The organism is Neorhizobium sp. NCHU2750, from assembly GCF_003597675.1.
In the GTDB taxonomy this organism is placed as follows: Bacteria; Pseudomonadota; Alphaproteobacteria; order Rhizobiales; family Rhizobiaceae; genus Neorhizobium.
The window spans coordinates 116,802-130,372 of sequence record NZ_CP030827.1; the positions used below are offsets into that span (position 1 = coordinate 116,802).

11 protein-coding genes are annotated in these 13,571 nt (G+C 60.9%); 3 read left to right on the forward strand and 8 right to left on the reverse strand.

Going from position 1 to position 13,571, the window contains the following annotated elements; genetic code table 11:
* Positions 1–142: 142 nt before the first annotated feature.
* Positions 143–1,183 (reverse strand): FecCD family ABC transporter permease, encoded by a 1,041-nt coding sequence (locus NCHU2750_RS00580; protein ID WP_162939433.1) that lies wholly within the window; start codon positions 1,181–1,183, stop codon positions 143–145.
* Positions 1,180–2,133, reverse strand: a complete 954-nt coding sequence (locus tag NCHU2750_RS00585) for an iron-siderophore ABC transporter substrate-binding protein (protein WP_245480435.1) — start codon at positions 2,131–2,133, stop codon at positions 1,180–1,182. The genes NCHU2750_RS00580 and NCHU2750_RS00585 overlap by 4 nt, the downstream gene beginning before the upstream one ends.
* A gap of 381 nt (positions 2,134–2,514) precedes the next feature.
* Here NCHU2750_RS00585 and NCHU2750_RS00590 point away from each other — a divergent pair, with 381 nt between their 5' ends.
* Positions 2,515–4,662 (forward strand): TonB-dependent siderophore receptor, encoded by a 2,148-nt coding sequence (locus NCHU2750_RS00590; protein WP_119938671.1) that lies wholly within the window; start codon positions 2,515–2,517, stop codon positions 4,660–4,662.
* 84 nt (positions 4,663–4,746) lie between these two features.
* On the opposite strand, the gene NCHU2750_RS00595 is transcribed toward NCHU2750_RS00590, so the two are convergent.
* From NCHU2750_RS00595 to NCHU2750_RS00605, 3 genes are all read right to left on the reverse strand, one after another.
* Positions 4,747–5,640 carry a helix-turn-helix domain-containing protein gene (locus tag NCHU2750_RS00595; RefSeq protein WP_119938672.1) on the reverse strand — a complete coding sequence of 298 codons (894 nt, stop codon included), beginning with the start codon at positions 5,638–5,640 and terminating at the stop codon, positions 4,747–4,749.
* Positions 5,641–5,859: 219 nt separating this feature from the next.
* Positions 5,860–7,095 (reverse strand): O-antigen ligase family protein, encoded by a 1,236-nt coding sequence (locus NCHU2750_RS00600; RefSeq protein WP_162939434.1) that lies wholly within the window; start codon positions 7,093–7,095, stop codon positions 5,860–5,862.
* A gap of 137 nt (positions 7,096–7,232) precedes the next feature.
* Positions 7,233–7,445: a KTSC domain-containing protein gene (locus NCHU2750_RS00605; protein WP_119938674.1), complete on the reverse strand. Its 213-nt coding sequence runs from the start codon at positions 7,443–7,445 to the stop codon at positions 7,233–7,235.
* Between the two features lie 357 nt (positions 7,446–7,802).
* On the opposite strand from NCHU2750_RS00605, the gene NCHU2750_RS00610 reads away from it, so the two are divergent.
* Complete coding sequence (locus tag NCHU2750_RS00610) at positions 7,803–8,867, forward strand: glycoside hydrolase family 5 protein (RefSeq protein ID WP_119938675.1); 1,065 nt, start codon at positions 7,803–7,805, stop codon at positions 8,865–8,867.
* 17 nt (positions 8,868–8,884) lie between these two features.
* On the opposite strand, the gene NCHU2750_RS00615 is transcribed toward NCHU2750_RS00610, so the two are convergent.
* Positions 8,885–10,810 carry a glycosyltransferase family 2 protein gene (locus NCHU2750_RS00615; protein WP_119938676.1) on the reverse strand — a complete coding sequence of 642 codons (1,926 nt, stop codon included), beginning with the start codon at positions 10,808–10,810 and terminating at the stop codon, positions 8,885–8,887.
* Positions 10,811–11,088: 278 nt separating this feature from the next.
* On the opposite strand from NCHU2750_RS00615, the gene NCHU2750_RS00620 reads away from it, so the two are divergent.
* Positions 11,089–11,841: a transporter substrate-binding domain-containing protein gene (locus NCHU2750_RS00620; RefSeq protein WP_245480436.1), complete on the forward strand. Its 753-nt coding sequence runs from the start codon at positions 11,089–11,091 to the stop codon at positions 11,839–11,841.
* A 72-nt stretch (positions 11,842–11,913) separates the two neighbouring features.
* On the opposite strand, the gene NCHU2750_RS00625 is transcribed toward NCHU2750_RS00620, so the two are convergent.
* Positions 11,914–12,576, reverse strand: coding sequence for a LexA family transcriptional regulator (locus tag NCHU2750_RS00625; protein WP_119938678.1), 663 nt, complete (start codon positions 12,574–12,576; stop codon positions 11,914–11,916).
* A gap of 287 nt (positions 12,577–12,863) precedes the next feature.
* Positions 12,864–13,511: a response regulator gene (locus NCHU2750_RS00630; RefSeq protein WP_119938679.1), complete on the reverse strand. Its 648-nt coding sequence runs from the start codon at positions 13,509–13,511 to the stop codon at positions 12,864–12,866.
* Between the last annotated feature and the right edge of the window lie 60 nt (positions 13,512–13,571).

A 13,571-nucleotide genomic window follows, 5' to 3' on the forward strand; every position in this document is an offset into this window, starting at 1 on the left:
GCAAGTATCGCGAGGATCGCCCGGTATTTCCGCCGCCGCCTATGCCGATTGGCGATGATGATGCCAAGCGTGTTCGCTGGGGCAGGGCCAGGATCAGCGGCCGGGGAAATAGAGGGTGAAATTGGTGTGGAGGACATACCGGTCACAGGTCGCGTACCCTCTGGCGCCGGACGATCCAGATGAAGAACGGTGCGCCGATGAGTGCCGTAATAATGCCGACATTGATCTCGGCCGGCCGCGCCACGATACGGCCGACGATATCGGCGGCGAGAAGAAGTGCTGCACCGCCGAGTGCCGAGAATGGCAGGAGCCAGCGGTGATCGACCCCGGTAAGCAGCCGGCAGACATGCGGCACGACGAGGCCGAGGAAGCCGATCGGGCCGCAGACCGCTGTCGTGGCGCCACAGAGCAGGATGGCGCCGAGCGAGGCGAAGCCACGCGCAAACGCCACCCGCTCGCCGAGACCGGCCGCGAGCTCGTCTCCGAGCGCCAGCGAATTCAGCTTGCGGGCAGAAAGCAGGCTGATGGCGAAGCCGACCGCGAGAAACGGCAGGACGGGATCGATCCGCTCGAATGTCGCGCCACCCACGCCGCCGATCTGCCATGAGCGGATGCCGCCGGCAATATCTGCGCGCGGCAGCACGATGGCGATCACCAGCGAGGAAAAGGCAACCGAGGTGGCAGCACCCGCAAGCGCAAGCTTCAGCGGCGTCGCCCCGCCGCGTCCGAGCGAGCCGACCGTGTAGACGAAGATCGCTGCCAGCGCCGCACCGGCAATCGCCGTCCAGATATAGGCGGAAGCCGAAGCCATGTTGTACCACGCCACACCGACGACGACGGCAAGCGACGCTCCCATGTTGACGCCGAGAATACCCGGATCGGCAAGCGGATTGCGTGTCACACCCTGCATCACGGCACCGGCGAGCCCGAGTGCCGCTCCTGCAAGCAGCGCCAGCAGCGTGCGCGGTATGCGCAGGGATACGGCCGACTGGCCGATCGTGTCGACATGACCATCAAGCGCCAGCCTGATGTCGCCCCAGCCGACATCCCGCGTCCCCACGGTCACGGAGAGGGTGCAAAGGACAAGCAGCAGCCCGCAAAGCGCGATCAGCCAGAGACCGCGTTGTGCACGACCCGAAGCGATGGCTGGTCTCGCCGTCGATGACAGTCCGCGGGTGGTCATTTCGCTTTCTTGGCGGCGTTGGACAGCAACGTCACGTAGTCCTTCAATACCCAGGATATGGAAAGCGGCGTCGGGTTGGCGGCCGTGCCCAGCGTGCTGTTGGGAAGGGTCACCAGCGCGCCGCGCTGGATCGCCGGCATTTTCGATGTCAGCGGGTTGGCCAGAAGCGCATGCAGCAGTTTGTCGTCGCCATAGGTCACGACGATGTCGACATCGTTGAATTCGTCGATCTGTTCGGCGCTCACCGAGCCCGCGAACTTGCCCGGCTTGGAAGCCTGCAGCACGCTTTTCGGCGAGGCGAGACCCAGATCGTCGAAATATTTCACCCGCGTATCGTTCGTCGTGTAGAAGTTGATGGTGCTCAGATCCGATGCGTTGAGATGGGTGATGAACATCGCCGTCTTGCCCTTGAGTTCCGGGTGACCGGCCACCGCGTCGGCGATTTCTCCCTCGAGCTTCTTGATCAGCGCCTCACCTTCGGCGGGCATGCCGAGGCCGAGACTATCCATCCGGATCATCGTGCGCCAGTCGGTAGACCAGGGCGACGACGGATAGGCGATAACCGGTGCAATCTGGCTCAGTGTGTCGTAGTCCGACTTGCTGATGCCGGAATAGGCGGCAAGGATGACATCCGGATGCGTCGCCGCAACGGCCTCGAAATCGATCCCATCGCCTTCGTCGAACAGGACCGGCGTCGGGGCGTTGAGTTCCGTCAGCCTTTGCTTGACCCAGGGCAGCAAGCCATCGCCGTCATCATCGCCGAAATTGGCCTTTGTCATGCCCACGGGAACGATACCCAGCGCCAGCGGCACCTCGTAATTTGCCCAGTCCACCGTGGCGACGCGCACCGGCTTCTTGGCAATCACCGTCTTGCCGAATGCGTGAGTGATGGTGATCGGATAGGTCGGTCCGTCTTCGGCCAATGCCGATCCGGCGGTAACGAACAGCATGCAGGAAAAAGCCACTGCCCGCGCGACTGAAATGATCAATGGCAGCATGGCGCAGCCTCCGCGTCTGTCTCGGGATAAGTGGACTTTCAGTTTCAGGTTCAACAGGCGGCGTCAACGCCGATACGGCATCCGGTCCGGAACTTTCGTTAAATTTCCGTTGAATTCTACAAAACTCGAAAAACCTACAATACTGGATTACGCTACTCAAGTTAGTGCGTTAATGGGGACTTAATATGGGGGCTTAAGCGGCCGGCGAGGTCGAGACCTGTTCTCGATGGAGCGGAATGTCCGGACGCGAGCCAATCTTCTCCCCGCCAGATATGGGCCGCGGCACTCTTATCCCGGAGTGCCCGACTGTCGGATCAACGTTGGAAGATGGATATGAATATAGTACGCACGAGTGACAATGCGAAGCGAGCCTCCAAGCGCTACAGGGGCACCCTGCTGCTCGGATGTACGGCGCTCGTTGCATTGGCTCCGACCTTTGTCTTTGCCCAGGAAGCAGACGCCACCACCGCCAACGCGGGCTCGGGAACGGCGCTTGCACCGATCGTGATCAAGGGGTCGCGCACCGTGCTCGATACGAGCAACGACTCCAAGACGATCGTTGCGACGGAAACAACGGGTGCGGGCAAGCTGCCGACGGATATCCTGACCGCACCGGCAACCGTCTCGGTCATTACCTCCAAGGAACTCGAGGAACGTCGCGCCACCAGCATCGTCGAGGCCGTGCGTTATACGGCCGGCGTCACGACAGGCTATTATGGCGGCGACGACCGTTACGACTATATCAACATCCGCGGTTTCGAGCCCTACACCTATCGCGATGGCCTTGCGATCGGTCGGACGGTCGCGAACACCAAGGAGGAGCCCTATGCCTTCGACCGCGTCGAGGTATTGAAGGGCACGAGCTCTGCCGGCTTCGGCGCGGCGGAACCGGGTGGCTCCATCAACTATGTGACGAAACTGCCGAAGACGGAGCGTTTCGGTGAGGCCTATGTGACCGGCGGATCCTACAATCACAAGGAAGCCGGCCTGGACTTCGGTGACAACATCACCAAGGACGATACGCTCTCCTATCGTTTGACCACGAAGATGCAGAATGCCGACGCTGAGTATGACTACTCGCGCGACAACGAGAAGTTCATCATGGGCGGCCTGACCTGGCGTCCGACCGATGTGACGAGCCTCTCCTTCGTCTTCGATCATCTCAGCAAGGAAGGCGTGCCCGGCTCGGGCGGCCAGCCGATCGGCTCCGATTTCGACCGGAGCGACTTCTTCGGCGAGCCCGACTATTATTTCATGAACACCAATCGCAACACTTACAGCGTGAAGTTCGACCACGACTTCGGCAACGGCCTGAGTTTCAGTTCCAATTCGCGCTATACCAAGGGTCGCAACAACTTCGGCAGCGCCTATCTGTCCTACACGCGCACCGACGGTTCGGACCTCGCCGACCGCTATTACTTCGGCAGTGACACGAACAACGAGCAGTTCGTCACCGATGCCAACCTTGTCTACGAGACGAATTTCGGCAACGTCGACAGCCGCACGCTCGGTGGTTTGGAATACAATCACTTCCAGTCGCAGAATTACGGCCTCTATGACCCCTCTGCTCCGCCGATCAATTGGGTAGACCCGGTCTATTCCGGTGGTCCGGCTTCGGCGGACCCGAATTACGGCACCCGCGACAAGCAGAAGACGAAGGCGATCTACCTGCAGCAGGACTTCACCTTTGACGACCGCCTGACGGTGAGCGTCGGCATGCGCAACGACTGGTTCGACCTAACGGAGACCGACCTGTTCGGGGGCGGCACAGAGTCAGACAGCAACAGCAAGTTCACCAAGCGCATCGGTGTCAGCTACAAGATCACGGATGAACTGGCCCCCTATATCAGCTACGCCGAATCCGCTGCACCTCCCGGCGTCGGCACCGATCCGACCACAGGCAAGCAGTATGAGGTCGGCATCAAGTATCGGCCGGACGCCTTCCCGGCGCTCTTCACCGCCTCGCTCTACGATCTGACCAAGGGCAACATCACGGTCGATGATGGTATCAGCTACATACCTTTCACCGTCAACAAGGTACGCCATCGCGGTCTGGAGCTTGAAGCCAAGGCTGAGGTCACCAAGGATATCAACCTGATCGCGGCCTACAACTACATCGATTCCAAGATCGACGACCCCGGCGAGGATGACAATGGCAATCGCCTGATGCGTGTTCCCAAGAACATGGCGTCGCTGTGGGGCACCTACAAGTTGGAAGGCCAGGGTAGGCGTGGCGACATGACCTTCGGTGCAGGCGCCCGCTATATCGGCTCCTATTATTATGACCTTGCCAACAGTAATAAATCCGAAACTGCCGTCGTGTTCGACGCATCCTTCACCTATAACATCGTCAAGAACACGACCTTCCAGCTGAACGTCAACAACGTCTTTGACGACAAGCACATCACCAATCAGGACGGTGGCGGCGTCTACTACAATCAGGGCCGGACGATCTACGCGACGCTCCGCCAGACCTGGTAATCATGAAAAAGCCCGCCCGGAGCAAAACGGGCGGGCCAAGCTTTGTCGGCGTGAAGGTTCGGCTTGGAACGCCGGGTTAGGGCCTCAGTCAGCCTCATGCATCCGCCGCCATGCGGCGGGTGTATCGCCCACGACCTGCCTGAACGTCTTGGTCAGGTGCGCCTGGTCGGTAAAGCCAAGCTGGGCGGCGATTTCCGCCACCGCGAGGTCCCGCTGAAGCAGCAGCGTCTTGGCAAGCTCCACGCGCTTGGCGAGCTGCCATTGCAGCGGGCTCTTCCCCGTCGTCTGCTTGAACACATTGGCAAACCAGCTTTCCGACAGGCCGACCGTCTCGGCCATTTCCGCAATCGTCAGCCGGCCATTGCTGCAGGCGTCCATCCGCGCGATGAGCTTGTTCATCTGTCCCTTGGTCAGCCGGCCGTTCGAGGTTGGTTTTTCGCCATGGGGAATGTCGAGCAGAGCCGTCGCGATGCTGCCTGCCAGGCTTTCGGCATAAACGGCATGGCGCGAAGGCGAAGATATCTCGTCGACCAGTAGCCCCGACAGCGCCTCGATCGGCCCGAGATCCTGGATCTCGACCGGCCGCTTGAGCGCGGCCATGGCGGCCGAGCTTCCGATCGACGGAGCCAGGAACCGCATCAGCCGGTCCTTGTGCATATGCAGGTTGAGATGGGAAAACCGGTGCAGGCTCTTGCTCGTCGTCCACATCGGCATGCCGGCAGGGATATAGATCGCGCGCGTCATCGGCCGGTAATTGCGCGAGAATTCGCCATTCTCGTTGGAAATTCTCACCCGCGACGACACATCGTTGAAGAACACCATGATCCGCGGGTCTTCGGCAAGATAGTAGCCGCTTGCTCCTGCCTGACTTTCCGCTTCCCAGAGCACGCTCACCAGACCGTCCAGGCAACGCCACTTCACCGGCGACACGACCTGTATGCCGTTGGTTTTCCAGACCATCGAGTGCCAGAAGTTCAATTGCCAATCCACTTCAACGAACAAGCGTCGGATATGCGCGCAGAGGAAACCCGCAAGTTCCTCGTCACCGCCTCCACGCTCTAAGAGCAGGGGACGTCACGATAATTTGAGAAGTTTTATCTAGTTTAACCCAATTGAGCAAGCCGAGGCTGAATTGCCTAGCGCGTTCGCTGCCGCCAAGCGGCCCGGCGACGCGCCGATCAGGTCATGGATTGCCCGTCACGATAGTGCCGCGCGGGGCCGTCTGCCTTGCCGAAACGGTGATTTTCGTGTTCCCAGGCTAAGTCCGATAATGAGGCCAGTAACGGTGGTGCCTCCCGGGGCCGACATGGCCAATGGCGATATGCATCCATAGGCCGTCAGCATGGCCCCGGTCATCAACAGTGGCCAGCCATAGTTCGGCGCCAAGGCACGCAGCGGTTCGGCACATTTCCACAGGACAAAGAAATAGAGGGCGAGACCAAGCAGGCCGAGGTCGAACCAGACCCCCATGGGGCCAAGGTCACTCGAGAAGATCTGCATTTCGCCAAGGAAGCTCTTGGTCATGTCGACACTGGGTGTCACGCCGAAGCCCCAGAGCGGATCCATGAAGATCCGCTGCCGGACAACCTCGTATTCCATCGCCCGGTAGGAGCCGGACGAGTCGTTTGCAAATTGCTCGAACGGATTGAAGGAATGGTAGAGCAGGCCCGACATGACATAAGCGGACCCAGCGATCATGCCCAGCCGCGCCGCGCCGGTGATCAGCGCTGGCCGTTGCGAGAAAAGGAACAGGACCGTGATCAGGAAGATGATCAGCAGATAGACGCGGGACAGCGACAGCACCGAGGCGGCGGCAGAACTTAGGAAGAAGAGTAACCGCCAATAGGTTATCCTCTCGAACAATTGTGTCAGCCAATAGAAATAGGCGAGGCAGGCCACGGCTAGATACAGGAAAATCCGGGCTCCGCGCTCAGCATCCGACGAGGTGATCGCTGCCAGAAGGCTTCCTGGCATAGCGCCTCCCATCTGCAGGACCGACATGGCGGCATAGATGATGCAATAGGCTGTCGAATAGGTGATCACCCACTTCATCAGGTAGTTGGTGCCGAGCGTGACTGCCATGAAACAGAAAGGCAGAAAGCTCAAGAGCCACATGAACTGGAAGAACACGTTGGGCTGAACCGGTATGTGAAGCCTGCCCGCGAACAGCGCGATCTGATTCATGATCAGCGCGATGAAACAGATCGCAAGGATCGGCAGCATGATCCGACCGCGCAGCACCGCATAGCCGCAGTAAAACAGGATGATGGCAGCTGCCCCGCCAAGCAGAAGCGGTTGGGTGAAATCCCCCACCACCCGGTAGAGACGCGATGCAAACAGGAGGTCGATCAGAAGAATTGCGTGGGCGCACACGCGGTGGATGGCAAACTCGAGTTCTTCAAGTGGCTCTCGCATAACTTGAGTCGTGGTCATGAGGACTTTCCGTTCGCGCCCTGATCGTCAGCCAATATCATGAGGATGGTGATCGGTCACTAGAGGCCGGCCTTCACGATGGAAACGTGACTAACGGCACTGCCGCCGCTCATCGGCACTAGCCGGCGATGCCGTCATCAGGCATCTGCCCCAGGCGTGCGATAGCGGTTGCGGATCAGCTTCATGTAATAGTTACCCGGTGAACTGGTCCGGCGCAGATCCTCGATGACATAGGCAGGCACGTCACAGAATTCCCGCATCTCCCCATTCGCCATGAACAACCGCATGCGCGAGGAGGGTACGTCATACTCGACCTGATCGATAAGCTTCGATTTCAGATGGATGAGCATATTTCACCATCCCGTCTACCGTCATCTCTTCGACCGGGAGGATATTCGCGACATGCCTCGAGTCAATATCGGAAGTTTGCTTGCGCGTGGAGGCTCACATCACCCCGCATCACGATTGCATGTAGAGACATGCGGGAAGTAACATTCTAGGGATCTTGTTGTATTTCTTCTGGCGGTGGCGGGTGTAAGCTTGAGTGATTGTATATTCCTGTCCGCCCCTGTGCCGTCGAGCATGAAGAGAGACGACTTGGACTTGCGCTTTAGTGGCGGCGCAATAAGGTGGCGCACGAGCCGGCCGCGGTTGCAGTACCCGCATGGCAGTCTTTCGGCCGGTGCTGCACGTTTGAGGGATGCAAGATGAGGAAATACCTGCTGGCTGCAATTGCGGTTCTGGCCGGTTCGGCAGGGCCGGTCGCAGAAGCAACGGATTTCCAGTATGGTCGCGGCGTCAACCTCGTCGGCAATCACGGCTTTTATTCCGGTTCCACCACTTGGGCGACGCCTGCCGGGATGAACTACTATCTCGGCAAGGGAATGCGGGTGTTCCGCATCGTCGTGGCATGGGAGTGGATACAGCCCAAACTGGGTGGTGAGCTTGACCCGACGGTTGTCGCCGCCCTGCAGAAGGAGACCGATTTCCTCACCGGTGCCGGCGCTACGGTGATCATCGACATTCATAACTTTATGCGTCGCGACCTCAATTTCGACAAGCGCCCGAGCCGGCCTGTGCCGGAAAAGCAGGTCGTTATCGGTGAGGATCCGGCCGTCCCGGCGACCCAATTCGCCGATCTGTGGGTGAAAATTGCCCAAAAATTCAAATCGAACCCGAAGGTCATGTTCGGCATCATGAACGAGCCGCATGATGTCGACGGGCCGACGCTGGGTGCCACATACAATACGGTGCTTCGCGACATTCGCTCCACCGGCGCCACCAACGCCATCCTTCTCGATGGATTGGGCTTCGCCTACGACCTGTCCTGGACCAGTGAAAAACGGGGCACGCCGCTTGGCGCGATCGTCCGCGATCCCGGCAACAACATGGTCATCGACGTTCATCGGTATTTCGATGACTACAGTGCCGGCCAGAAGGAGACCTGCAATCGCGGCACCGGCACATCGATCCTGGTCGATTCCACCAAATGGGCGCGTGCCAACAAGCAGCGGCTTTTCCTCGGAGAGTTCGCCGTCGGCCGCAACGAGGCCTGCTATCGCGAACTCGGTGACATGCTGGCCTATATGGGCAGGAACAAGGATGTCTGGACGGGTTACACGTGGTTCGGTGTCTATGCCGGCCAGCAAGGCTACAACACGCCCGACCAGGGTTTCTGGTATTCGATCGATCCGGGTGGCCCCGATGTCCAGGATTTCACTGGCAAGACCCCCGACGATCCCCGCATGAAGATCCTGCTGTCCGGGCCGTGATTGGCGTCTCCGCAGTCTCAGGCCTTGGCAGCCGGACTGTGCGGTGTCTTGTTCCAGTGGAAGGGCCTGGTCCTGAGTTCGATCAGCGCTCTCCAGCTGGCGACGGAAATCATCAGCCAATAAAGTGGAACGAGTGCCCAGCGCCAGCCGATAAGCCTTTTCTCGTGATCGATCATCGAGCCCACCCCGAGCCCGAGAAAGATCAGATAGCTGCCGAGAATATTGACGAAGTCCATGGCGAAGAGCGATACGGCGCCAAGCGGCAGGTCGTCCTTCGGGGCATCGAGCAGGGCCGATGCGCCAAGCCAGAGGAAGACGAAGATCAGCGGATGCAGCAGCGCCGAAACCAGCATTCCGCCGACCATGAGGTGAAAGGTTGCGAAGGCTGCCGGGCCTAATTCGCCAAACAGCCGCAAGGGCTCGCGCATCAAAACCAGCCAGGTCTGTGCCCATCCCTTGAACCAGCGGGCGCGCTGCGCCATCCATACACTGATCTCGACGGGCGCATCCTCCAGCGTCTGCCGGGTCATCACGTCGCAGCGATAGCCCAGCCGATGGAGGCGCAGCCCGAGATCGGCATCCTCGGTCACGTTGAACGGATCCCAGCCGCCTACCTCGTGCAGGATCTGCGTCCTGAAATGGTTGGACGTGCCGCCGAGCGGCAGGGGCATCCGCGCTGTGGCCAGAAGCGGCAGAAGGCCGCGAAACAGCGCCGAATATTCAAGCGAGAACATGGCGCTGATGAACGACTGTCGCGGATTTGCGATGATCAGCGGCGCCTGCAGGCAGGCAAGCTCCGGTGGGCCCGCGCGAAAACGCGCATAGGCCTCGCGCAATTGCCCCGGATGCGGTCGGTCTTCGGCATCGTAGATCGCCAAATACTCGCCGCGCGCAGCGGTCAGGGCATAGGTGAGCGCCTTCGGTTTCGTCCGCGGCCCGATCGCCGGAACCCTGACGATCTCGAATTGCGGGCCGAGGACAAGAGCTTCCAATGCCTGAATGGTCTCGCTGTCGTCCTCCTCGCAGACGAGTTTTATATCGAGGAGGGCCGGCGGCCAGTCGAGGCGTGACAGGCTCGCCACCAGCTGGCTTGCCACGGGTGCCTCCCGATAGAGCGCCACCATGACGGTGTAGCGGGGCAGGGGGGCGGGCGCCGTCTGCGCCGCGCTCGTTGTCGCCGGCCGGAATATTTTCGCGGCCAGTGCCGTCAGCCGCAGCATGAGCGAAGCGAGATAGGTCAGCGACAGGAGCACATGCAGGAAAAGCAGCGTCTCTCCCGTCGCAATCAGCAAGGCCGCCATCATCGTCGCAGCAACCATCCCGGCGATGAACCCCTGGGCGCCCGAAAGCACCACTCGCGCGGAGAACAATGGCCTCCTTTCAAACAGTGCCTGGCTTGCTTGCCGTCCGCGCCGAACGGCCCCGGCCGCCCAGACGGCGCGGCGGATTGCCGAGGGCGTGGTAATGGCAAGGTCACGCCCGAGGAGCGGCATCGCCGCAAACGTCGCGGCAAGGTCTGCGAGGCGGCCGGCCGAGGGAACGATCGCCGTTTCCGGTGCCCGGTTGCGATGGGCAAGCCGCAGCATGGTAGGACGCAGAAGCTGACTGTCGATCGTCTCCGCATCGACGACAAGCCCGGCATCGATCTCGGACAGCAACGGCAGACGCAGAAGCCGTGCCATCGCGCCGTAATAGGCTTCTTCGTCCACCTCACCGGAGGCGATGAGTTCCGCCTCCAGTGACGTGCCGTTCACAAATGCGCGTTCGCCGAGCGCCGCGATCATCGGCTTGGAAAAGCCGAGTGCCGCCAGTGCGGCCGCTTCCGCACCGGCAAAGCCCGGATCGGCTGCCTCATCCGGCCTCTGTTGTGCCTTATGGCCCTCTGTTGCCGGCCGATCATCGCACGCCACCGCTCCCTGCGGCGGATATTCCCCGATGCGCATGGTTCTGTTACACCGTTCCCGATGGCACTCCGCAAGGCATGCCCGACCCTATCCCACGTCGCATAATAAAGGGGCTCCGGATGATTACATCCCCAGTTTGCCAGGGGGCTTTCGACTTGGCATTCCGCTGGGCATTCGATTGGGGGCGCAGCGATGCCAGCAAAGGGTTCCGCCGTGTGGTCGCTGGAATTGTGGTCGCCACCGCGTCATTGTTCATCTTGGCCGAGGCGAATGCAGCCGAAACCAGAACGCAAAGCGCCGCGGCCACGCTCCCCTTGATGTTCGACAGCCACGAGCGGTTGGCGCGGCCGGATCTGTCAGCCGTCGTGCGCATCCGCATCCTGACGACGGCCGACTTTCCGCCCTTCAATTTCGCCGACCAGAGCGGCCGGCTGTCGGGCTTCAATGTCGATCTCGCCCGCGAGATCTGCGCCGAACTCGATCTCGAGGCAAAATGCCAGATACAGGCACTCCCCTTCGCCGATCTGGAAAAGACGCTGGAAGCCAATGGCGGCGAGGCGGTGATGGCCGGCATCGCCATGACGCCTGAACTGCGCCAGCGCTTCCTGTTCTCGCGCCCCTATATCGGCATTCCCGCCCGCTTTGCCAAAAGACGCGCGGCGAGCCTGCCGGGCGACACGGCTGCAGCACTATCCACCCAGCGGGTTGGCGTGGTGAAGGACAGTGCCCATGAGGTGATGTTCAAGGCCTTCTTCCCGGCGGCAACGGCAGTCCCCTATGCGAGCGAAGCGGAGATGATGGCGGCGCTGAAATCCGGCGCTGTCGATCTGGTCTTTTCGGATGGGCTTCGCCTGTCTTTCTGGGTCGCAAGCGATGCATCGGATAGGTGCTGCACGCTTTTCGACGGTCCCTACGTCTCGGAGAAATTTCTCGGCGAGGGCCTGTCGATCATGGTCCGCAAGAGCGATCCGCTTCTCGTCGCAGCCTTCGATCAGGCGCTGGCGGAACTGTCGCGCAATGGCAGGCTGCAGGATCTCTACCTGCGCTATTTCCCCAACGGTCTCTATTGATCCTGGGAATTTGTTCCTGAGCCGATCGTGTCGGCCTCATGCCGTACGACTTTGCCGGCAGCGCGGCTGGCCTTACTGGCTTGCCCAGATGATCCGTGCCATCCATTCCACGTCGGAAAGATCGAAGACCCGGTTCGGATGGTCGGGATTGAGCGACATCACCTCGACCGTGCGCGGGCTCTGGCGGGCGAGAACCTTGGCCATCACCTCGCCCTCGCGGGTCTTCAGCACCACCCGGTCGCCGCGGCGCACCTGCGCGCCCGGCTCGACGATCAGCACGTCGCCGTCGCGATAGAGCGGCATCATCGATTCGCCCTGCACTTCGAGCGCGTAGACGCCGGCCTTGCGGGACGGATCGACCGGGAATTCGACGACATCCCAGCCCTGGCCGGCGGGAAAGCCGCCATCGTCGAAAAAGCCGCCGGCACCGGCCTGCGCAAAGCCGAGCAGCGGGATCGTGCCCGATTGCGGTGGAAAATTGCCGTCCGGTATCTGGTTGCGGTTGCTCGGCGGCAGGTAGCTCATGAACTGATCGATCGTCGCCCCGGTCGCATCGAGCACCTTCGACAGCGATTCCGTCGACGGCCATCTGAGTCGCCCGTCAGGCCCGAGCCGTTTCGAGCGGTTGAACGATGTCGGGTCGAGGCCCGCCCGTCTGGCAAGGCCTGATGGCGTTAGCTGATGGCCTTCGGCCAGCCTGTCGATCGCGTTCCATATGGCTTCATGTGACAGCATCGTGGCCTGGCCCCGGTCGTTTTCCGGCTCCTTGCCCTTGGCCCTCCTGTCGTCACCGGTCGATCGGCATGGATCGCATCGATCGGAACACTCTGGGCGAAGTCGTCGGCCGAAGGTGAAACAGCCGGGTTTGCTTGGCCCGGCCTGCATTGGTGCCCATGACGATCAGATCAAGACAATCAGATCCACACAATCGGGTGGAGACGATCGTCCCAGGCGATCGCGATTTTAGCCGAGCAGCCCTCTCGCGTAAAGGGAGGAGAGGAATAAAATCCTCTCGCTCTACCTTACGCCACCATCGCCATGTTGATCTTGCCGAGCTTGATCACCGCCTGCGTGCGGCTGTCGACATTGAGCTTCAACAGGATGGCCGAGACATGCGCCTTGATCGTCGCCTCCGAGACGCCGAGCTCATAGGCGATCTGCTTGTTGAGCAGGCCCTCGGCCAGCATGGTCAGCACGCGGTTCTGCTGCGGTGTCAGCGTCTTCAGCCTGTCGAAGATCTCGTTCAGTGCCGGATCGTCGTCGCCGAGGCCCTGATCGCCGCCGGGGGTGAAGATGCCGCCGTCGAGCACGGTGCGGATCGCCCCGCGAATGTCGTCGAGACCCGATGATTTGGGAATGAAGCCCGACGCGCCGAGCTCGATCGACCGGCGCACGGTGGCACAGTCGTCGGTGGCCGAAACGATGACGATCGGTAGCGCGGAAAACTGCGCCCTCAATGTCATCAGCCCGGAAAAGCCGCTGACCCCCGGCATGGCGAGGTCGAGCAGCATCAGGTCGGCATCGGGGTGTTCCTCGCCGGCCCTGAGAGCGGCGGAAAATTCGCCGCATTCGATGATCGTGACATCCTCGCTCATGGCCTTGAGGGCCTGAACCAGCGCGCCGCGAAACAGCGGATGATCGTCTGCGATAATGATAGTGAGTGTCTGCATTCCCACGCCTCCTCCCAAAGGCATAGTTGTGCCGGGATGACTATCCCGCGGCCCTCCTCA

Bases quoted from the DNA above. Each gene is read 5' to 3' on its own strand.
- NCHU2750_RS00620 (WP_245480436.1), top strand. From the start codon at position 11,089: ATGTTCGACAGCCACGAGCGGTTGGCGCGGCCGGATCTGTCAGCCGTC.
- NCHU2750_RS00580 (WP_162939433.1), bottom strand. From the start codon at position 1,183: ATGACCACCCGCGGACTGTCATCGACGGCGAGACCAGCCATCGCTTCG.
- NCHU2750_RS00600 (WP_162939434.1), bottom strand. From the start codon at position 7,095: ATGACCACGACTCAAGTTATGCGAGAGCCACTTGAAGAACTCGAGTTT.
- NCHU2750_RS00625 (WP_119938678.1), bottom strand. From the start codon at position 12,576: ATGCTGTCACATGAAGCCATATGGAACGCGATCGACAGGCTGGCCGAA.
- NCHU2750_RS00630 (WP_119938679.1), bottom strand. From the start codon at position 13,511: ATGCAGACACTCACTATCATTATCGCAGACGATCATCCGCTGTTTCGC.
- NCHU2750_RS00605 (WP_119938674.1), bottom strand. From the start codon at position 7,445: ATGCTCATCCATCTGAAATCGAAGCTTATCGATCAGGTCGAGTATGAC.
- NCHU2750_RS00615 (WP_119938676.1), bottom strand. From the start codon at position 10,810: ATGCGCATCGGGGAATATCCGCCGCAGGGAGCGGTGGCGTGCGATGAT.
- NCHU2750_RS00585 (WP_245480435.1), bottom strand. From the start codon at position 2,133: ATGCTGTTCGTTACCGCCGGATCGGCATTGGCCGAAGACGGACCGACC.
- NCHU2750_RS00590 (WP_119938671.1), top strand. From the start codon at position 2,515: ATGAATATAGTACGCACGAGTGACAATGCGAAGCGAGCCTCCAAGCGC.
- NCHU2750_RS00610 (WP_119938675.1), top strand. From the start codon at position 7,803: ATGAGGAAATACCTGCTGGCTGCAATTGCGGTTCTGGCCGGTTCGGCA.